General features: G+C 60.2%; 27 protein-coding genes. 18 read left to right on the top strand and 9 right to left on the bottom strand.

Annotated features, from left to right (window positions below; genetic code table 11):
• Positions 1-29: 29 nt before the first annotated feature.
• Both tuf and LG376_RS01630 read left to right on the top strand, forming a co-directional pair.
• Positions 30-1,220: an elongation factor Tu gene (gene tuf / locus LG376_RS01635; RefSeq protein ID WP_049378858.1), complete on the top strand. Its 1,191-nt coding sequence runs from the start codon at positions 30-32 to the stop codon at positions 1,218-1,220.
• Positions 1,221-1,393: 173 nt separating this feature from the next.
• Positions 1,394-2,092: a hypothetical protein gene (locus tag LG376_RS01630; RefSeq protein WP_225745984.1), complete on the top strand. Its 699-nt coding sequence runs from the start codon at positions 1,394-1,396 to the stop codon at positions 2,090-2,092.
• Here LG376_RS01630 and amaP read toward each other — a convergent pair.
• Genes amaP through LG376_RS01600 form a run of 6 tightly spaced genes read right to left on the bottom strand, consistent with a single transcriptional unit; the run spans position 2,081 to position 5,202 of the window.
• Positions 2,081-2,656 (bottom strand): alkaline shock response membrane anchor protein AmaP, encoded by a 576-nt coding sequence (gene amaP / locus LG376_RS01625; RefSeq protein ID WP_225745983.1) that lies wholly within the window; start codon positions 2,654-2,656, stop codon positions 2,081-2,083. The two genes, LG376_RS01630 and amaP, sit on opposite strands and share 12 nt — an antisense overlap.
• The gene (locus LG376_RS01620) at positions 2,649-3,215 is read right to left on the bottom strand and encodes a DUF6286 domain-containing protein (protein WP_225745982.1); all 567 of its coding nucleotides are present in this window, start codon (positions 3,213-3,215) and stop codon (positions 2,649-2,651) included. Before LG376_RS01620 ends, amaP begins: the two co-directional genes overlap by 8 nt.
• Positions 3,208-4,173, bottom strand: a complete 966-nt coding sequence (locus LG376_RS01615) for a lysophospholipase (protein ID WP_225745981.1) — start codon at positions 4,171-4,173, stop codon at positions 3,208-3,210. The genes LG376_RS01620 and LG376_RS01615 overlap by 8 nt, the downstream gene beginning before the upstream one ends.
• Positions 4,173-4,367: a hypothetical protein gene (locus tag LG376_RS01610; RefSeq protein ID WP_005322852.1), complete on the bottom strand. Its 195-nt coding sequence runs from the start codon at positions 4,365-4,367 to the stop codon at positions 4,173-4,175. Before LG376_RS01610 ends, LG376_RS01615 begins: the two co-directional genes overlap by 1 nt.
• A gap of 2 nt (positions 4,368-4,369) precedes the next feature.
• A complete protein-coding gene (locus tag LG376_RS01605; RefSeq protein ID WP_049378862.1) occupies positions 4,370-4,717 on the bottom strand; it encodes a hypothetical protein in 348 nt (115 codons plus the stop codon).
• 5 nt (positions 4,718-4,722) lie between these two features.
• A complete protein-coding gene (locus LG376_RS01600) occupies positions 4,723-5,202 on the bottom strand; it encodes an Asp23/Gls24 family envelope stress response protein (protein WP_225745980.1) in 480 nt (159 codons plus the stop codon).
• 719 nt (positions 5,203-5,921) lie between these two features.
• Between LG376_RS01600 and rpsJ the strand changes: the two genes are divergently transcribed.
• Genes rpsJ through rpsQ form a run of 11 tightly spaced genes read left to right on the top strand, consistent with a single transcriptional unit; the run spans position 5,922 to position 11,083 of the window.
• Positions 5,922-6,227, top strand: coding sequence for a 30S ribosomal protein S10 (gene rpsJ, locus LG376_RS01595; RefSeq protein WP_003848085.1), 306 nt, complete (start codon positions 5,922-5,924; stop codon positions 6,225-6,227).
• A gap of 23 nt (positions 6,228-6,250) precedes the next feature.
• Complete coding sequence (gene rplC, locus LG376_RS01590) at positions 6,251-6,907, top strand: 50S ribosomal protein L3 (RefSeq protein ID WP_049378864.1); 657 nt, start codon at positions 6,251-6,253, stop codon at positions 6,905-6,907.
• On the top strand, positions 6,904-7,557 hold the full coding sequence (gene rplD / locus LG376_RS01585; RefSeq protein ID WP_005322847.1) for a 50S ribosomal protein L4: 654 nt from the start codon (positions 6,904-6,906) through the stop codon (positions 7,555-7,557). Before rplC ends, rplD begins: the two co-directional genes overlap by 4 nt.
• On the top strand, positions 7,557-7,859 hold the full coding sequence (rplW, locus tag LG376_RS01580; RefSeq protein ID WP_005322846.1) for a 50S ribosomal protein L23: 303 nt from the start codon (positions 7,557-7,559) through the stop codon (positions 7,857-7,859). Before rplD ends, rplW begins: the two co-directional genes overlap by 1 nt.
• Positions 7,860-7,884: 25 nt before the next feature.
• Positions 7,885-8,721 (top strand): 50S ribosomal protein L2, encoded by an 837-nt coding sequence (rplB, locus tag LG376_RS01575; protein ID WP_204610252.1) that lies wholly within the window; start codon positions 7,885-7,887, stop codon positions 8,719-8,721.
• Between the two features lie 13 nt (positions 8,722-8,734).
• The gene (rpsS, locus tag LG376_RS01570; RefSeq protein WP_005276936.1) at positions 8,735-9,013 is read left to right on the top strand and encodes a 30S ribosomal protein S19; all 279 of its coding nucleotides are present in this window, start codon (positions 8,735-8,737) and stop codon (positions 9,011-9,013) included.
• Between the two features lie 3 nt (positions 9,014-9,016).
• Complete coding sequence (rplV, locus tag LG376_RS01565) at positions 9,017-9,379, top strand: 50S ribosomal protein L22 (RefSeq protein ID WP_005276938.1); 363 nt, start codon at positions 9,017-9,019, stop codon at positions 9,377-9,379.
• Positions 9,379-10,122 carry a 30S ribosomal protein S3 gene (gene rpsC / locus LG376_RS01560; RefSeq protein WP_023027807.1) on the top strand — a complete coding sequence of 248 codons (744 nt, stop codon included), beginning with the start codon at positions 9,379-9,381 and terminating at the stop codon, positions 10,120-10,122. Before rplV ends, rpsC begins: the two co-directional genes overlap by 1 nt.
• 3 nt (positions 10,123-10,125) lie before the next feature.
• Positions 10,126-10,542 (top strand): 50S ribosomal protein L16, encoded by a 417-nt coding sequence (gene rplP, locus LG376_RS01555; RefSeq protein ID WP_005322843.1) that lies wholly within the window; start codon positions 10,126-10,128, stop codon positions 10,540-10,542.
• Positions 10,542-10,772, top strand: coding sequence for a 50S ribosomal protein L29 (gene rpmC / locus LG376_RS01550; RefSeq protein ID WP_005322842.1), 231 nt, complete (start codon positions 10,542-10,544; stop codon positions 10,770-10,772). The genes rplP and rpmC overlap by 1 nt, the downstream gene beginning before the upstream one ends.
• Before the next feature lie 2 nt (positions 10,773-10,774).
• Positions 10,775-11,083: a 30S ribosomal protein S17 gene (gene rpsQ, locus LG376_RS01545; RefSeq protein WP_049378865.1), complete on the top strand. Its 309-nt coding sequence runs from the start codon at positions 10,775-10,777 to the stop codon at positions 11,081-11,083.
• 72 nt (positions 11,084-11,155) lie between these two features.
• On the opposite strand, the gene LG376_RS01540 is transcribed toward rpsQ, so the two are convergent.
• A complete protein-coding gene (locus LG376_RS01540; protein WP_225745979.1) occupies positions 11,156-11,950 on the bottom strand; it encodes a siderophore-interacting protein in 795 nt (264 codons plus the stop codon).
• 129 nt (positions 11,951-12,079) lie between these two features.
• Between LG376_RS01540 and LG376_RS01535 the strand changes: the two genes are divergently transcribed.
• The 4 genes from LG376_RS01535 to LG376_RS01520 all read left to right on the top strand — a co-directional run bounded on the left by LG376_RS01535 (position 12,080) and on the right by LG376_RS01520 (position 16,078).
• Positions 12,080-13,027, top strand: coding sequence for an ABC transporter substrate-binding protein (locus LG376_RS01535; protein WP_225745978.1), 948 nt, complete (start codon positions 12,080-12,082; stop codon positions 13,025-13,027).
• The gene (locus LG376_RS01530; RefSeq protein WP_225745977.1) at positions 13,028-14,113 is read left to right on the top strand and encodes an iron ABC transporter permease; all 1,086 of its coding nucleotides are present in this window, start codon (positions 13,028-13,030) and stop codon (positions 14,111-14,113) included.
• A gap of 3 nt (positions 14,114-14,116) precedes the next feature.
• Positions 14,117-15,151: an iron chelate uptake ABC transporter family permease subunit gene (locus tag LG376_RS01525; RefSeq protein ID WP_225745976.1), complete on the top strand. Its 1,035-nt coding sequence runs from the start codon at positions 14,117-14,119 to the stop codon at positions 15,149-15,151.
• Positions 15,152-15,235: 84 nt separating this feature from the next.
• The gene (locus LG376_RS01520) at positions 15,236-16,078 is read left to right on the top strand and encodes an ABC transporter ATP-binding protein (protein ID WP_225745975.1); all 843 of its coding nucleotides are present in this window, start codon (positions 15,236-15,238) and stop codon (positions 16,076-16,078) included.
• Between the two features lie 36 nt (positions 16,079-16,114).
• Here the strand turns inward: LG376_RS01520 and LG376_RS01515 are convergent, their stop codons facing one another.
• Complete coding sequence (locus LG376_RS01515; protein WP_225745974.1) at positions 16,115-16,507, bottom strand: multidrug transporter; 393 nt, start codon at positions 16,505-16,507, stop codon at positions 16,115-16,117.
• A complete protein-coding gene (locus LG376_RS01510) occupies positions 16,504-17,388 on the bottom strand; it encodes a carbohydrate kinase (protein WP_225745973.1) in 885 nt (294 codons plus the stop codon). The genes LG376_RS01515 and LG376_RS01510 overlap by 4 nt, the downstream gene beginning before the upstream one ends.
• 21 nt (positions 17,389-17,409) lie before the next feature.
• On the opposite strand from LG376_RS01510, the gene LG376_RS01505 reads away from it, so the two are divergent.
• On the top strand, positions 17,410-18,618 hold the full coding sequence (locus tag LG376_RS01505) for a glycoside hydrolase family 32 protein (protein ID WP_225745972.1): 1,209 nt from the start codon (positions 17,410-17,412) through the stop codon (positions 18,616-18,618).
• Positions 18,619-18,664: the final 46 nt, after the last annotated feature.

Raw genomic sequence — 18,664 nt, 5'->3', positions numbered from 1 at the left:
AGCCACCATATAGTCCAGGAGGACATACAGTGGCAAAGGAGAAGTTCGAGCGTACGAAGCCGCATGTGAACATCGGCACCATCGGACACGTCGACCACGGCAAGACCACCACCACCGCAGCGATCACCAAGGTTCTGGCTGACCAGTACCCTGAGGAGAACGAGGCATTCGCGTTCGACATGATCGACAAGGCTCCTGAGGAGAAGGAGCGCGGTATTACCATCAACATCTCCCACGTTGAGTACTCCACCCCGAAGCGCCACTACGCACACGTTGACGCTCCGGGCCACGCCGACTACATCAAGAACATGATTACCGGCGCTGCTCAGATGGACGGCGCTATCCTGGTTGTCGCTGCAACCGATGGCCCGATGCCGCAGACCCGCGAGCACGTTCTGCTCGCTCGCCAGGTTGGCGTTCCTTACATCCTCGTTGCGCTGAACAAGTGCGACATGGTTGATGATGAGGAAATCATCGAGCTCGTTGAGATGGAGATCCGTGAGCTGCTCGCAGAGCAGGACTACGATGAGGAAGCTCCTATCGTTCACATCTCCGCTCTGAAGGCTCTCGAGGGCGATGACAAGTGGGTACAGTCCGTCGTTGACCTGATGGAAGCCTGCGACAACTCCATCCCGGATCCGGAGCGCGCTACCGACCAGCCGTTCCTGATGCCTATCGAGGACATCTTCACCATTACCGGCCGCGGTACCGTTGTTACCGGCCGTGTTGAGCGTGGCCGTCTGGAAGTCAACGAGGACGTTGAGATCATCGGTATCCAGGAGAAGTCCCAGACCACCACCGTTACCGGTATCGAGATGTTCCGCAAGATGATGGACTACACCGAGGCTGGCGACAACTGTGGTCTGCTTCTGCGTGGTACCAAGCGTGAGGACGTCGAGCGTGGCCAGGTTGTTATCAAGCCGGGCGCTTACACCCCGCACTCCAAGTTCGAGGGTTCCGTCTACGTCCTGAAGAAGGAAGAGGGCGGCCGCCACACCCCGTTCATGAACAACTACCGTCCGCAGTTCTACTTCCGTACCACTGACGTTACCGGTGTTGTTCACCTGCCAGAGGGTACCGAGATGGTTATGCCTGGCGACAACGTTGAGATGTCCGTTGAGCTCATCCAGCCGGTCGCTATGGACGAGGGCCTGCGCTTCGCTATCCGCGAGGGCTCCCGCACCGTCGGCGCTGGCCGCGTTACCAAGGTTATCGAGTAATCGATACCCCGTAACCGCTCAGTAGAGCTTTAAAAGAATCCGCTTCACCATTGGTGGGGCGGATTTTTTGATCCATATCTAATGTGCGCCCCATTTGGTGTTCCTGCCTTCTGTTCGATTCCTCTGGGCTGCGATGGGCCCAGTAGCCTTGGACCGGTATAGTCTGTAGGGATATGGATGACCCCACCCGCATCGATCCCACTCTTGAGTCCCTCCGCCGCGCCTGGGAGGGCCAGCCCAACCTCAGCCTTCCCACCTTCTTTGCCATGCTTGCCAATCAAGGCATCGGCTGGGGCGCCACCGACGACGAACTCGTTGCGGAATTGGAGCGCCAAGCGCGCGTTCATCCGCCCCTGCTGCCCCTGGAGGACGGCCGCATCGCGGCGGGGGAATGGCTTGTGCTTGCCGACGCCCCCACCTACCGCATCACCGCCACCCCCAACCACATCATCGTGCGCCGCCCCGACACCCAGCCTGTGGTGTGGGCCTATGAGTCCATTCGTCCCACGGGCCCTAGCCGCTCATTTACCATTCGGGATACCGAGGGCTTTGAACACCGCTTTGGCGTGGTCTCTAGTCTTATGCGGTTAAGCGCTGAGTGCCCAGACCTTAATGGCCTGAAGCGGCAGGATTTGGGTGATTTCGTGTTCATCCTTCGCTTTGCAGCGGCCATCGGTGTGCTCGATCATGGGCTGCACCTATTTGCTAAGGAAAACCGCCGCGTAACTCGCCAGGACTACTCTTGGCAGCGCATAGAAAAATGCCGCCCCGGCGAGGAACTGGAAATGATCCTCGGGGGCGGCGAGTCGGCCCGCCTTGGGACCGTTCAGGAAATCTTGGTGGCGGAGACTCCTAATCCGTTATTCGGATAGGTCCTTCATCGGACCTACCTTGGTGAACTGCAGCTTATAAATGGTGTCCAAATCGGCGTCGGGAAACGCTGCGCGAAAATCGCGCTCATTGGTTTCAACGGCGCCAGTAAGGCGCTCCACCGGGGTGTCCGGATTTGCCGTTACCGTGTACTGCAGCGTGGGCCGCGCGCGGTCATAGGCCACGAGGCGCTCTACATGGTCCACGCCCTTGACTCCATCCAAATCTTGGGCCACGGCGCCGGCGATAGCGTTCATCGACGTCGTGATAGAGCCCTTGTTATTGGAAGAAGCGGACTCCACGTTATTGAAGCGGCGGTGGCGCAGGTTGGCCACCACAATCCACAGCCCCAAAATAAGTAGCAGTGCGGAGCCACCGGCCAGCGCCCATACCCACCAGTCATTGTCCGCCAAGCTCTTCCACGTATCGTGGTCCACCCACAGGGCTAAGTACTTGGCAAATTCCACGTTGAAGTGGATCAAGATGGGCCACACGCCCAAAGCGATGAGGACTATTCCCAGCAGGCCCAGCAGGATGCGGTCAAAGGTAGCAAGTTTTCTAGACATTGTTATCCAACTCCGGAATCTTCTCTACAGCTACGGTGACCTGCGGCGGGTTCTTGAGATGAGCCAGGCAGCGTGTTACCGCGGTCTCCACCCGGCCCTGCAACTCTGCATCCTCGGTATCGCCGTTGACGGTGACCTTGGCAGTCTTGCTATCCGCGGAGGTCTGCGCCGAGGCCACGCCCGGAACACGGCGAGCAGTGGCCGAAGAGAGGCGGGCGATATCCACCGGTCGCATCCACATGGACGCGGTATCGGAGGCAAGTTGCATGTGCGTGGTGCGGCGCGTCTTCACTGCCGCGAAGAGGAAAATTAGGCCTACGACGATGGAGGCGACGCCGGCCCAGATCATCCAGGTCTGCAGCTCTTCAGTAGCAATGAGATTAAGCACCGGCTGTACCCAGGACTGCGCGTCAGAACCGGACCCCACCAGCCACGTCTCGCGCACACCGACGACGCCCGCGGCGAGCAGCAGGAGCCCAAGGATCACGGCCCAAGTACGCGCCGCCGGAGACGCCTTCGGCTGCTGCCCAAAGTGTTCAGGCATGTGCTGATCAGCCATTATTGCCTCCTTGTGGGCGGTACGGGTTAATGGAAATGGCGCGCAACGGCTCGGGTCGCGGCGCATCGACGTGCACCGGCCGAGGATTTGCCGGCGTGACCTCAATGCGTTTGAGCGGTTGTGGCCGCGGGGCCTTTACCGTGCGCGCAGGGGCAGACTTGGGGGCCTCGACGCGGTGCGGAGTCCATTCGTGGCGAATCTCGATCTCGCGCAGCGGCTGCGGCCGAGGGGCTGCTACCTGAACCTTCCGTGCCAGCGGACGAACCTGCCCACTAGGGAGCAACCTGGCTGGGCGAGGTGCAGTCACGCTGCGCACGCGAACCGGCTTGGGTTCCCTAATCGGCCGCATCGAGTGGTCGCTTGGGGACGAAATCTCACGCAGCTCGTGGTCTGGGAGGTCAGCAGAAATGTTGCGTACCTCGGCCTCGCGCGGGGTGTTCACGGACTGCACTGCGACGCCGGCGGCCGGCGCAGCGATGGTGCGCACCGGTGCCTCCTGCGGTGTGGCAATGCTGCGTACATTCACCGACTCCGCAGTGACCGGCTGCCATACCGGCGAGGGCGTGATGTGGGGCGCGACGGCAGCAGCGACTTGGCGCTGTTCCACCTCTGCGGCAGTTACTCGATTGCCCGGAACGGAACCGCCGACGGTGACGTTGACGCGCGTGGTGGAATAACCGGTGTGCGCCGCGATGGCTTCCGAGATGGCGGCACGAGTATGTTCCGCCACCGTGGTGACCGGCGAAGGCCACACCACGCCAATGGTGGCGTTGACGGCTGCTACCTCGCGCTCTGGGTCCATTTGGACCGAGACCCGTGGAAAACCGCGGCCGCCGATGCCCGCTAGCTTGGCCTCTATAGCCTTGGTGCCGGGCACGCTAGCAATCGCGGCGGTAACGATGTGTTCCATGGTCCGCAGCGAGATACGCGTGTGGCCCTGAGTGGAACTATCTGTCATTAACCTTGGCCTTTCTCCTTACCAATGAGGCCATTCCACACAGAAGTGAGATCAATACGGCCATCAAAGTGTGCACCCACAATGCCGCCGATTGCGGCAAGAAGTACCGCGAGCAAAGTAGGACCCCAGCCTAGGTACAAAAAGAAGGCAAGAATAAGGCCGGAAATGATGCCCAAAGTGGTGTAATTCTTCATATCTATTCCTTCGATGGAGCAGCGGATAAGCCATCTACGGCGTCAGAAAACTCAACGTCAATGCGCTGCAGTTCGGGACAAGCCCCACGGGCGGCGGACCGAATATCTTCTGCCAAGGCATAAAGGTCCGGCGCGGCGCTGATATCAACGCGAATATTGATCTGCAGGTGGCGATCATCGCGTGGGTCGGGCCGGCGCATGCCGACGATGCGCTCGCCCGGTAGGTACAAACTGACCGAACCGAACGAACCGCCGTCGAGCGCGGCGACGCCGCGCACCTTCTGGACTGCCTCCGCAATAGCGCGGGCGTGGCTTACCTCGAGCTCGAAACGTGCTCGGGGCTCAGGCATTGGGCTTAAGCCTGACCCTGGTTCAAAGCCGCCTGATCCTCAGGCTCGGCCTCTTCCTTCGGCAGCTTAACGTCGTGAACAACAACGTTGACGCGCTCGACGCTCAGGCCGGTCATGCGCTCAACGGCATTCATGATGTTGCGGCGGATGGCCTCGGCGAGCTCGTGGATGGCCACGCCGTACTCAGCGGTGATGGCAACCTCGATGCGAGCGCTCCCGTCTGCTACCTCTACGTCCACGCCCTGGCGGACGTCTTCAGAAGCACCGAAGGACTCGCGGATATTGCCGATCATGCGAGCGCCGCCGCCACCCAGGGAATCCACGCCGGAAACCTCGCGGGCAGCGATGCCGGCAATCTTGGACACCACGACATCATCGATGGTGGTGGTGCCGTACTGGGTTTCCAGGTTGTTATTGACCTCGCGCTCCTCGGAAGCAGGAACCTGGTTGTCAGAGTTTTGTGCAGGGGTCTTGTTTTCAGACATGGGCGAGTGAGCCTTTCTCTATTGGGTGATGCATGAACGCGATATTCAACTATCTAGGCAGGACAAAGAGTCCACAGCCATTACCTCCGAGCTTAGATACTTCTCAGCCGAGTGTGGGGTGCGAGGCAACAAAATTTTCCAAAACGTGATTTTTGGCACGGTTTAATACGCGGCTTGAAAAACCGCAGCCCAACATGCTTAAATACAAAGGTTGCTTTAACAGGGCAGCGAGAACCGAGGTTCGGTGATGGCGGCGGACGTCGCCAAGCATGAGTCTCGGGGAGACGCTGAGCTGGTAAAGCGAACATGACACCTTCGTTGTCGCCATGCTTCAGGAAAACCTGAAGCATTGACTGGAAGGTCATCCAATCGGGCTAGGTCCGCGTTAGAGCAGTGACACCCCGAGAAGATGGACCGGAGAAGGGGCATGGCAAATAAACAGCGGCAGTAGACGAATTGGACACTCACCACGTGTAATGCGTGAAAACCGTCCTCTTCACAATACTTTGACTACGGGTCTTGTACCCCGTCGAGAGCACTGCGTTCTGGCACTTGCCATGTACCGCAACTCTTGGTCGTCATGGCAGTCAGACCACTGGCGTTGTGTCAGGCCCCAAGCCCGGACAACGTTATAGAGAAATCGAGAAGCAATTTCCCACCGCTTCACGCCCCGGAAACGCCGGGAATGTGAAAGTGGGGAAGCGAGGAAGAGGATAAGCGTGGCGGGACAAAAAATCCGCATTCGGCTGAAGGCCTATGACCACGAGGCTATCGACGCTTCTGCAAAGAAGATCGTCGAGACCGTTACCCGTACCGGTGCTCGTGTAGTTGGCCCAGTGCCGCTCCCAACCGAGAAGAACGTATACGCAGTTATTCGTTCTCCGCACAAGTACAAGGACTCTCGCGAGCACTTCGAGATGCGCACTCACAAGCGCCTGATCGACATTCTCGACCCAACTCCGAAGACCGTTGACGCTCTTATGCGCATCGATCTTCCGGCAAGCGTCGACGTGAACATCCAGTAAGCGACTTTGGTGGAGAACAAATAATGAGTGAAAACGAGATCAAGGGCATTCTGGGCAAGAAGCTCGGCATGACCCAGGTCTTCGATGAGGACAACCGCGTTGTGCCGGTTACCGTCGTCGAGGCAGGGCCATGCGTTGTCACCCAGATTCGCACCCCCGAAACCGATGGCTACAGCGCCATCCAGATCGCCTTTGGCGAAATTGACCCACGCAAGGCAAACAAGCCGGTTGGTGGACACTTCAAGAAGGCTGGCGTAACCCCGCGCCGTCACGTTGCGGAAATCCGCATGGACGACACCTCTGCCTACGAGGTTGGCCAAGAGGTCAAGGTTGACATCTTCGAGGGCATCTCCTTCGTTGACGTCACCGGCAAGACCAAGGGCCACGGTTACGCTGGTGGCATGAAGCGCCACGGCTTCGCAGGCCAGGGCGCAGCTCACGGTAACCAGGCCGCTCACCGCCGCGTTGGCGGCATCGGCGGCGCTGCTACCCCGGGGCGCGTCTTCAAGGGTAAGCGCATGGCTGGCCGTATGGGCCAGGACCGCGTGACCACCCAAAACCTGAAGATTCAGAAAATCGATGCCGAGTCCAACCTGCTGCTCATCAAGGGTGCTATCCCGGGTGCGCGCGGCGGCCTCGTCACCGTTAAGACCGCAGTGAAGGGCGGTGCACACGCATGAGCAACCTCAAGCTAGACGTCCACACTTCCGAGGGTAAGACCAACGGCTCTGTAGACCTGCCAGCTGAAATCTTTGACACCGAGGCATCCATTGCTTTGATGCACCAGGTTGTTAACGCTCAGCTTGCTGCTGCACGCCAGGGCACCCACGCAACCAAGACCCGCGGCGACGTCCGCGGTGGTGGTCGCAAGCCTTTCCGTCAGAAGGGCACCGGCCGTGCACGCCAGGGCTCCATCCGCGCACCGCACTACACCGGTGGCGGCACCGTCCATGGCCCACAGCCACGCGACTACGCACAGCGCACCCCTAAGAAGATGATCAAGGCTGCTCTCTTCGGTGCACTGTCCGACCGTGCTCGCAACGAGCGCATCCACGTCATCGAAGAGCTCGTACCGGGCCAGAAGCCGTCCACCAAGTCGGCCAAGGCCTTCCTCGAGTCCCTGACCGAGCGCAAGAACGTGCTGCTGGTCATCGGCCGCGAGGACATCAATGCTCGTCGTAGCGCTAATAACCTGCCTAACGTTCAGATCCTGGACGCTGGCCAGCTCAACACCTACGACGTTCTCTACTCCGATGACGTTGTGTTCTCCGTTGAGGCGCTACACACCTTCATCAACCGCGCAACCGGCGCGGATAAGGAGGAGAACTAATGGCTAAGATTTCTAACCCACGCGATATCATCATCGCCCCGGTTGTATCCGAGAAGTCCTACGGTCTGATGGAGCAGAACGTCTACACGTTCTACGTCTCCACGGACTCCAACAAGTCCCAGATTAAAGATGCCGTAGAGCAGATCTTTGACGTAAAGGTCGACTCCGTGAACACCGTGAACCGTGCAGGTAAGCGTAAGCGCACCCGCACCGGTTACGGCCAGCGTAAGTCCACCAAGCGTGCATACGTGACGCTCCGTGAAGGCAGCGACTCCATCGACGTCTTTGGCGCACAGGCCTAAGACGGAGACGAAGTAAGGAAGAATTATGGCTATTCGCAAGTACAAGCCGACAACTCCGGGTCGCCGCGCATCCTCCGTTTCTGAGTTTGACGAGATCACTCGTTCTACTCCGGAGAAGTCCCTGCTGCGCCCGCTGAGCAAGACTGGTGGCCGTAACAACTACGGCCGCATCACCACCCGCCACATCGGCGGTGGCCACAAGCGCCGTTACCGTCTCATCGACTTCCGTCGTAATGACAAGGACGGCATCCCGGCAAAGGTCGCTCACATCGAGTACGACCCGAACCGCACCGCAAACATTGCACTGCTTCACTACGTTGATGGCGAGAAGCGCTACATCATCGCCCCGAAGGGCCTGAAGCAGGGCACCATCGTCGAGTCCGGCCCGAACGCAGATATCAAGGTTGGCAACAACCTGCCGCTGCGTAACATCCCGACCGGTTCCATCATCCACGCTGTTGAGCTCAAGCCGGGCGCCGGCGCTAAGCTGGCTCGCTCCGCTGGTGCTTCCATTCAGCTGCTGGGTAAGGAAGGCAAGTACGCAGTTCTGCGTATGCCGTCTTCCGAAATCCGCCGTGTGGACATCCGCTGCCGCGCCACCGTTGGTGAGGTTGGCAACGCCGAGCAGATGAACATCCGCTGGGGCAAGGCCGGCCGTATGCGCTGGAAGGGCGTACGCCCGACCGTCCGCGGTGTCGTTATGAACCCGGTTGACCACCCACACGGTGGTGGTGAGGGTAAGACCTCGGGTGGTCGCCACCCTGTGTCCCCATGGGGCCACAAGGAGGGTCGCACCCGCAACCCGAACCGTTACTCCAACAACATGATCGTGCGCCGTCGTCGCCCGAACAAGAAGCGCTAAGAGGAGGTAAACAATGCCACGCAGCCTTAAGAAGGGCCCGTTCGTCGATGAGCACCTCCTCAACAAGGTGGATGCTCAGAACGATGCAGGCACCAAGCAGGTCATCAAGACCTGGTCTCGCCGCTCGACCATTCTCCCCGATTTCATCGGTCACACCTTCGCCGTCCATGACGGCCGCAAGCACGTGCCGGTTTTCATCGAGGATTCCATGGTCGGCCACAAGCTGGGCGAGTTTGCACCAACCAAGACCTTTAAGGGTCACGTCAAGGATGACAAGAAGGGACGTCGATAAGCGATGAGTGAGACCATCACCTCCGCATCCGCCACGGCCCGCTACGTCCGCGTCACCCCGATGAAGGCACGTCGCGTGCTCGATCTGGTCCGCGGCAAGTCCGTAAGCGAAGCCCTGGCTATCCTGAAGTACGCACCGCAGGGTGCCTCCAAGCCAGTTGCTAAGGTCGTTGCTTCTGCAGCCGCTAACGCTGAGAACAACTTCGGCCTCGACCCACGCACCCTGGTCATCTCCGAGGCTTATGCCAACGAGGGTCCGACCATGCGTCGTTTCCAGCCGCGTGCACAGGGTCGTGCATTCATGATTCGTAAGCGCACCAGCCACATCACCGTGGTGGTCGAAAGCCAGCAGGAAGGGGCCAAGTAATGGGCCAGAAGATCCATCCTCACGGCCTACGTTTGGGCATCACTTCCGACTGGAAGACCCACTGGTTCGCCGATAAGGACTACGCGAACTACGTAGCCGAAGACATCAAGATCCGTAACTACCTCAACAAGGGCCTTGAGCGCGCCGGCATTGCCGACGTCGTCATCGAGCGCACCCGCGACCGCGTCCGCGTGGACATTCACACCGCCCGTCCGGGCATCGTGATTGGCCGCCGCGGTGCTGAGGCTGACCGCATCCGCCGCGAGCTGGAAAAGCTCACCGGCAAGATGGTTGCCCTCAACATCCTCGAGGTCAAGCAGGTAGACGCAAACGCAACCCTGGTTGCTCACTCCATCGCGGAGCAGCTGGTTAACCGTGTCGCATTCCGTCGTGCAATGCGCAAGGCTATCCAGTCCGCTATGCGCCAGCCACAGGTTAAGGGCATCAAGATTCTGCTGTCCGGCCGCCTGGGCGGTGCAGAAATGTCCCGCGTTGAGCGCTACCACGAGGGTCGCGTTCCGCTGCACACTCTTCGCGCCGAAATCGACTACGGCACCGCAGAGGCCCACACCACCTTTGGCCGCATCGGCATTAAGGTGTGGATCTACAAGGGTGACGTCGTCGGTGGCGTACGCGAGTCCGAACTGAACGCTCCGGCACAGGGCCGTGGCCGTGACCGCAATGGTCGCTCCCGCCGCGGTGGCCAGCGCCGCCAGCGTGCACAGCAGAAGCAGGAGGGCTAATCCATGCTGATTCCTAAGCGTGTTAAGTACCGCCGTCAGCACCGCCCGAACCGTCGCGGCGTGTCCAAGGGCGGTAACCGCATCAACTTCGGCGATTACGCAATCCAGGCTCTCGAGCCGGCGTACATCACCAACCGTCAGATTGAGGCCGCACGTATTGCCATCAACCGCCACGTCAAGCGTGGTGGCAAGGTGTGGATCAACATCTTCCCGGACCGTCCGTTGACCCAGAAGCCGCTCGGCGTTCGTATGGGTTCCGGTAAGGGCCCGGTCGAGAAGTGGGTGGCTAACGTTAAGCCAGGCCGCGTACTTTTCGAGATGAGCTACCCAACCGAGGCCGTTGCTATTGAGGCTCTGCGCCGTGCAGGCCAGAAGCTTCCTTGCAAGGTCCGCATCATCAAGAAGGAGGACCAGTTCTAATGGCAACCGGTACCCCCGCCCACGAGTTCCGTGAGCTCGACAACGCTGAGCTGCAGTCCCGCCTGAAGGATGCGAAGGAAGAGCTGTTCAACCTCCGCTTCCAGAAGGCCACTGGCCAGCTGACCAACAACCGCCGCATCGGCACGGTTAAGCGCGACATTGCCCGCATCTACACCGTTCTGCGCGAGCGCGAGCTGGGCCTGTCCGTTGCTCCGGGAGCTGAGGCTTAATCATGAGTGAGGCTAACGTGACTGATTCCAAGAAGGCACCTACTCCGAAGAAGGAGAAGGTCAAGGGCGCTCCTAAGGTTCGCACCGGCTATGTAGTATCCGACAAGATGACCAAGACCATCGTTGTCGAGCTGGAAGACCGCAAGCAGCACGCCCTGTACGGCAAGATCATGCGCTCTAACAAGAAGGTTAAGGTGCATGATGAGGAAGAAACCGCAGGCATCGGCGATCTCGTACGCATCGCTGAGACCCGCCCACTGTCCAAGGACAAGCACTTCCGTCTCGTTGAGATCATCGAGAAGGCTAAGTAAAAACTAGCCAGCGCAGCCCCTGCTCCGAATCTTAGGGTTCGGGGCGGGGGCCTTCGCCTTTTTAGGACTTCTTTACGGCCGGGCCCTGCCATAAAACCAGTAGGGTACCCATGTGACGTCGGCGGTATCTAGGCCCCATTCATTCACCGCGAGGCCTCGCACGCTTTTTGCTAGCCTCCCCTCGCCGGAAGCCCATACGTACCCTGGCCTCGGCGCACCAGCATAGTCCGCTCTCAGGGCGGCAACGACAGCCTCCGCCTCCTCGTGCGGTTGGGTATGAATAATACGCAGGCTGCGTACGCTCGCCTCCCATCTAGCTGCGAGGCCTGGTTCTACCTCGTCGTTGCTGGTAACCACGGCCATAACGTCGGTGGCCCGAAGCATTTCCGGGTTATGGTCTTCTTGGTAGGCCAAAATGTGACGCAGCGCGGGCAGGGCGGATGCGTCGGCGACTAGAAGTTGTGGCTTCTCGGTTGGCCGCCAGAGTTCGTTGCAGGTAAAGAATCCTGCCGTATCGCCGGCTTGTGCGCGGCGAATCCACCGCGAGCCAGGTCCTGAATCACCATGTGTCACCACGTCGACATCGACTGTGGCCTCCTCCGAGTGGAGCGCGCGGATGGTGTACCAGCGCAGGTCCGGCCGCCTCTCCTCGTCGATCGCGCTCACAGCCGAGCGGAGGTTTATGCCGTCGACAGGGAAGGGGGTAAATTCTTGTTTAGCTCGGGGCATGACGAGTCCAAAGAATTCATCGGGACCGGAGAGGGTGTATGTCCGGAAAGCCTCGGCGTAGAACGTGAGCCGGTGCAAGCGCGGACGGATCCGTCTATTGGCGGTCAAAGTAACGGGGATGAGTTCGTGAGCAGACATTGGGGCCGATTGTAGAGAAGGGTTCATGTGTCTAAAAAATTACTATTTTAGTTTAGCCTTGCCTAATCGAGCCTATGCGTTGTAGGGTAAGCAAGGCTATTTTCCTCCTTTATTGAAAGGCTTAACCTCATGAAGATTTTCGGCCGTCGCACCATGGGCGCAGTAGCAATGCTTTCCGCCGGAGCCTTAGCTTTAGGCGGTTGCTCGCGTGGTGAGGGCGATGAAACAGCTCAGGCGACCGACGCTGCCAGCGAGCAGCGCGTGGCTAGCCTGGGTCTAGGTGATGCCGACACGCTGCTTGCCTTGGGGATCACTCCCGTAACGGTGGCGCCGTGGGGGGCTGAGGGCGATGGCGACCCTTCTGGCGTCGGCCCCTGGGCAGAGGAACTTTTGGGCGAGGCAAAGCCTGAGGTGATTTATAATACCGCAACCGGATTTACCGCCGATACCTTTGAGCAGGTCACCGCGGCTGACCCCACCCAGATCATTGCGGTGAACCAGGCGGTGGATGCACGAACGAAGGGAGCCCTGGAAGAAATCGCGCCTACCACCGTTAAGCCGAACGGCTATGAAGACTGGCAGGTGCCCTGGGAAAAGCAGGTAGAAACCATCGCGGATGCGGTGGGTAAAAAAGACGAAGGCGATAAGCTTATCGATGACACCGAAAAGGCCTTCGAGGAATTCCGCCACGAGCACGCGGAATTGCAGGATAAGTCTGCGGCCATCGTCATGCCTTATGACGGCAAAATTGGCCTATACACCGAGGAGGATGGGCGTGGACAATTTATCGAGAACCTTGGCATGGAGATCCCCGATGCATTGCAGGGCGATGGAGGCAGCTTCTTCGTCGACATTGCCCCAGAAAACTACGCGAAGCTTAACCAGGTTGATTACCTCTTTGTCCTGGACTACAACGGCTCCTCCGATGTCTTGAAGAAGGATAAGACCTTCCAAGGCCTCGACATTGTCAAGGATGGTCGCGTGCGCTACTTGGATACCGATACCGGCAATGCCATGAGTATGCCCAACCCGGTGACCATCCCCTGGGCAGTAGATAAATTTGAAGAGAAACTGTAATTGTCAGCAACCACGATGGACGGCCAACAAATCCAGTCGGATTCCGCAGCAGATAGTCCTACGACCACCGGCACCCCCGCACCGGTAGTGGCGCAGGCACAGAGTCATAAGATGCTCCTTGTCGCCTTCATCCTCGCCAGCCTGGTGTTGGCGGTGGTGTCTTTGGCGGTGGGCTCCCGCTCGATTCTGCCCGAGGAGGTTATCGCTGCCCTGCACGGGGCAGGGGAGCAGGATATCCGCGATATCGTGTGGAACCTGCGCATGCCGCGCACCTTCTTGGCTTATTTCGCCGGCGCGGCCCTTGCTGTGGCAGGTGTGCTGGCGCAATCGTGGACCAGAAACCCGCTAGCGGATCCAGGATTTATTGGCGTTACCGCAGGCGCGTCCTTCTTCGTTGCCTTAGGCACGGCCATTGGCATTGCTACCTCCACCAGTATGCGGACCGCCCTCGCGCTCGTTGGCGCGGGTATTACTACGCTGCTGGTCTTAGCCGTATCGCGGCGGTTTGAGGATCCCCTGACGCTCATTCTGGTGGGTGCCGGCGTCTCCGCAGCCTTGGGATCGGGCGCGACGATTATCGGTCTATATTCCACGGACGTCCTCGATAGCATGCGGCGGTGGACTATCGGCTCGACCTTTGGCCGCGGCCCAGAAGATGTCGCGATCGCGGGCATAGGGCTAGTTATTGGCGTAGCGTGTGCGGCGATGGTCGCTAGACCCCTCGACCTTCTGGCAATGGGGGAGGAGTCCTCCCTCGCCTTGGGTGGGTCCCCCACTACCGCGCGGGTGGGCGCGGCGCTCAGCGTCGTGGTGTTGGCTGGCAGCGCAACGGCAGCAACGGGTCCTATTGCCTTCGTCGGTTTTGCCATTCCCCACATCGTGCGGCGGGTGGTGGGCCCTAGCGTTGCCACCTTGCTTTTGCCCTCTGCGCTCTTGGGCGGTTGTGCCGTGCTTGCCGCCGATATCACCGGCCGCCTCATTGCGGGTAACTCGGAGCTGGAGATGTCGATCGTCCTCGCGATAGTGGGCGCACCTTTCCTCATTTGGGGTGCTCACCGCGGCGTAGGCAGAGCATGGGGGCAATAAAGCATGACCGCAATCAGCACTATTTTAAAAGCTCAACAACGCCGCCGGCACGTGCGCGTGCTCGCTTCCACGCTGGCATTCATCCTCATCGCCTTTAGTGCGTACCTAGTGTTACTGGGGCAAGGTCCCATGGCATTGAGTCCGCGGCAGGTTATCGATGTCCTCACCGGAGGCGGCAGCAAGAACCACATCAGGGTGGTGTGGGACTTGCGCCTGCCGGTTGCCATCGCCACCGTTATAGTGGGTGCCGCCCTCGGCTTGGCCGGTTCTTGGACGCAAACCATGGCTCGTAACCCGCTGGCCTCCCCGGATATTTTAGGCGTTACCGGCGGGGCGTCGGTGCTCGTGGTCTTGGGCACCGTGCATTCGCGCCCCAGTTTCGCCGAGGGTATCCCGGAGTTTTGGTGGCGGGCATGCTTGGCGATGATCGGCGCCCTCCTCGTTGTCATCCTCCTCGCTGTTCTGGGTGGCATCGGTACGAGCAACCGCATCGTCATCATCGGTATTGCGTTATCGCTGATGTTTAACGCCCTCGTCGCGTATTTAATGCGCAGCGCCCAGATCCTGCGCGCTGCGGAGGCGCAGACTTGGCTCGCGGGATCGACTGGATTTGTGCACATGGAGGTCATCCTCCCCCTCCTGGTGGCATTAGCGCCGTTTCTCGCCATCGGCATCTGGTTCGCGCGGGAGCTGCCGCTGCTTGCCCATGATGATTCCTCCGCAACCACCCTGGGCGTGAACATCGCCCGCCAGCGCGCCCTCCTGCTTATTGCGGCAACCGGTATCAGCGCCGTGGTGGTCTCGGTGGTGGGGCCCATTGGGTTTATCGCGCTGTTGGCGCCGCACCTGGCGCGGATGGTGGCGCGCACCCCCACGCCATCGCCGCTGGCATCGGCAGCCGCGGGTGCCGCATTGCTGACCGTGTGTGCTGTGATCGCTGGCGCTATCCCGGTAAATGCACCGGTGGGTGCGGTTTCCTCGGTCATTGGTGGCTGCGCCTTGGTGATATTGGTGTGGAATGCGGCCGGGCGCAGCTAAACGTTGTGCCGCGGCACAGCAGGGGAACGGATAAGCACGGCGCCAGATGGTGCTCGACAGTCAGACGTGGATGAAGGAAAAGAAATGAAGGATAATCGGCCTAATCAGCCAAAACAGACCACGAGCCCGAAGCCTCGGTGCAGCCTCCACGCCACCGGCATTTATGCGGGATATAAGGATGGCGGGGATATCCTTGCCGGCGTTGATCTGCACGCCCGCGCCGGCGAAGTTACCACGCTCATTGGGCCGAATGGCTGCGGCAAGTCCACGCTGCTGAAAACTCTCTCGAAAATCCTTGCTCCGCGGCAGGGCAGCGTCATGGTCGGGGAAGCTGACCTACACGCCATGTCCGCGAAGGATGCCGCGCAGCAGGTGGCGCTACTGCCACAGCACCCCGTGGCCCCCGATGGGCTGCGGGTGGGTGAGTTGGTCGCGCGCGGGCGTCATCCCCATCAAGGAAGGATGCGCGGCCTTTCCGCTACGGACCGGGAGATCATTGCGCAGGCCTGCGAGGCTACCGACATTGTGGACTTCCTCGATCGTGATATCGCTTCGCTATCGGGCGGGCAGCGCCAGCGCGTTTGGCTGGCGTTGGCCCTGGCACAAGATACGCCCGTGCTGCTTCTCGATGAACCCACGACCTTCCTCGACCCTGCCCATGCCATGCGCATGCTGGAGTTGGCCCGTGCACAGGCGCAGGCGGGAAAGACAGTGGTTGTAGTCCTACACGATCTCATGCTGGCGGGCCACTATTCTGATTCCATGGTGGTGATGAAATCCGGCGATATCATCGCTCGTGGGGCACCGAAACAAGCGCTGTCGCCGAAGGTATTGGCGCAGGCCTATGGCATCGAGGCTGAGGCCTGGGAGGATCCGCTTGGCGATGCCCCCATTATCGTTCCCCGCCGCGTCGTAGCGGCGCATTAGTGAAGACCTGACAATGGTGGCTGTGTGCCAGAGGCTTTACTTGACCTTTCGTTGTACATCTAGAAAGGAAATTGCCACTACAAAAAGATTGAGCACGCTTCCCGCGCCGAGCAAAAAGGTGCCGATTCGATAGGAGCCTGTGCCTACGGCGGCCATATTGCCGTAGATATAGACCCAGATTCCCCAGCCAATAAGGAGTACGAGCCCGGCGAGACCGGAGAGCAGGCGGAGGCTGCGTGGGGAGGAGGGGGCGAAGAACTTATAGGCGGCGTCGACAAGCGCGCAAGCTGCAAGCCCCAGACTCAGCCCGCCGGTCAACCAGACGGGGAGTAGGGCGGCGCTACCAAAGACTACGGGCAGGATGAAGGCGAGAAACGCGAGGAGAAAGAGCGCGGCGTGCAGCCACAGGGTGCGCTTGGTATAGGTCATAGCGAAGACTCTACTTCCTCGCGCCGCGGTGGGTTGGCGCCCTTCCGGGAGACGGTGATTCCTGCAGCGGCCGCGGCGAAGGAAAGCAGTTCCTTCCACTCTGCAGCGCCCAGTTGGGCGAGCGCGGAGGAGTCGAGCCCCCGCTCGTCAATTTGGGTCAGCAATGCGGCCATGATGGTATCACCGGCGCCGATGGTATCGGTCACAGGAACCTGTGCGGCCGGCACGTTTAGCTTGGTCTCACCGGCCTGCACGCTAAGCCCCTCCCCGCCGCGGGTGACAATTACGACGGGAACCTGGGAGATGAGATCGGGGCCGAGGAAATCTACCTCTTCGTCAGAAAGTTTAAGCAAGGTGACGTGGGGGAGTAGGTTCGCCAGGAACGCGCGGTGCTCTGGGGTGGCGTAGAACGGCCGGATATTCGGATCCAAGGCGACCAACGTGCCTTGGGCGGCAAAATCCTTTAGCAGTTGCGCATAGCGGGAGGCACCAGGTTCAAGGGCGAGGGAGACCGTGCCGAAGCACGCGATATCGGCCGGCACTAAACGTGGTTCGACCAAGCGGTCGGCCGTGCCCTCGATATAGAAGCTATAAGAGGCCGAGCCGTCCTCATGGATGGTGGTCACCGCCAACGTAGTGGGCTCATCGCCGCGCTGCAGGTGAGTGGTGGTCACGCCCTCGGCCTCAAGGCGGCCGACAAGTTCTTGTCCAAAACCATCGGTGGAAATGCGGGATTGGAATTCCACATCGGCGCCCAGTCGCGCCGCCGCGATGGCCACGTTAAATGGCCCGCCGCCCAGCGCCGGCGTGTGGTCGTTCAAGCTGCCAGGGGCCACCGGAACGAGGTCCACGAGGCCTTCACCGCACACATGAATAGTCATATTTTCATAGTATCGGTGATTATGAACTACCGTCCCAATTTTCACCTCGCCCCGCCGCAGGGCCGGCTCAATGATCCCAATGGCGTCTTTGTAGATGGCGATACCCTGCACGTGTACTACCAGCACGACCCGGCCTTTCCCCGCAAGCCCAAGCGTACTGGCTGGGGGCATGCGACGGCGAGCGTATCGGCTCCCACGCCGTGGCAGCACCACCCCGATGCCTTGTACCCGGACCTGCCCTATGACAAGAATGGCTGCTACTCGGGCGGGGCGGTGGTCGATGGCACCGACGTCTGGCTGTTTTATACGGGCAATTTGAAAGAGGATGGCCGTCGCACTCCGTCCCAGAATCGCGTGCGGGCCATCGATCCTTCGGGCCCGGAGGGTGGCATCTACCTCCGCGATGAGAATAATCCCCTGATTCCGGACTCCCCGGAGGGCTATACGGGGCACTTCCGCGATCCACAGATCACCCGCGATGGTGATGGCTGGCGGATGGTTATTGGCGCCCAAACCGAAGACGAACGCGGCACCATCGTGATCTACCGCTCCGAAGACCTAGCGCAGTGGGAATTCCAGGGCGAGATTTCCTTCGACGATCCTTCGCAACTGCCTGGGGGCTACATGTGGGAGTGTCCCAACCTCCTCACCTTGGGTGATAAGCAGGTGCTTATCTTCTGCCCACAGGCAGAAACGGATCGCTGCGGCTATATCGTGGGCACGCTGGATGGCTTAGACTTCCATATCGAGCGCGGCTTTACCCTCTTGGACCATGGCACCCAGTTCTATGCACCCCAGGCCACCGAGGACGGCATCCTACTGGGATGGATGGGCATGCCCGCACAAGATGACACCCCGACGCACGGCTGGGTACATACCTTGACCTTGCCGCGCCGCATTTGGTTGGAGGATAACTACCTGCACCAGAAGCCGCTGTGGTCCGCCCTGCCGGAGACCCACGGGCGCGAAGGCTTTGGCTCCACCATCGATATCAAGGGTGAAGGCTCCTTTGCTCTTATCGACGCCGCCGGGGACGAAGCCTTCCGCGTCACCCAACGCGACGGCACCATCGCCTTTAATGGTGGCAATCCCATCGATTGCCCGGATGGCGAGATACGCTTGATTGCCGACGGCTGCGCCGTTGAGGTCTACGCCGGAGGCGGTCGCATTGCTGCCTCTTTCGCAGTCTTCGGTGAGTCCCCCTGGCAGGGGTGGGAGCCGCGCGGCTAGGTATACCCGGAACCGGTGAAGTTGCCAACACTCTGCCCGAATGTGT

Source organism: Corynebacterium sp. Marseille-P4611, from assembly GCF_916618765.1.
Taxonomy (GTDB): Bacteria; Actinomycetota; Actinomycetes; order Mycobacteriales; family Mycobacteriaceae; genus Corynebacterium; species Corynebacterium marquesiae.
Note: the sequence above shows the minus strand (reverse complement) of the source record. Positions and strands in the feature narration are given on the sequence as shown.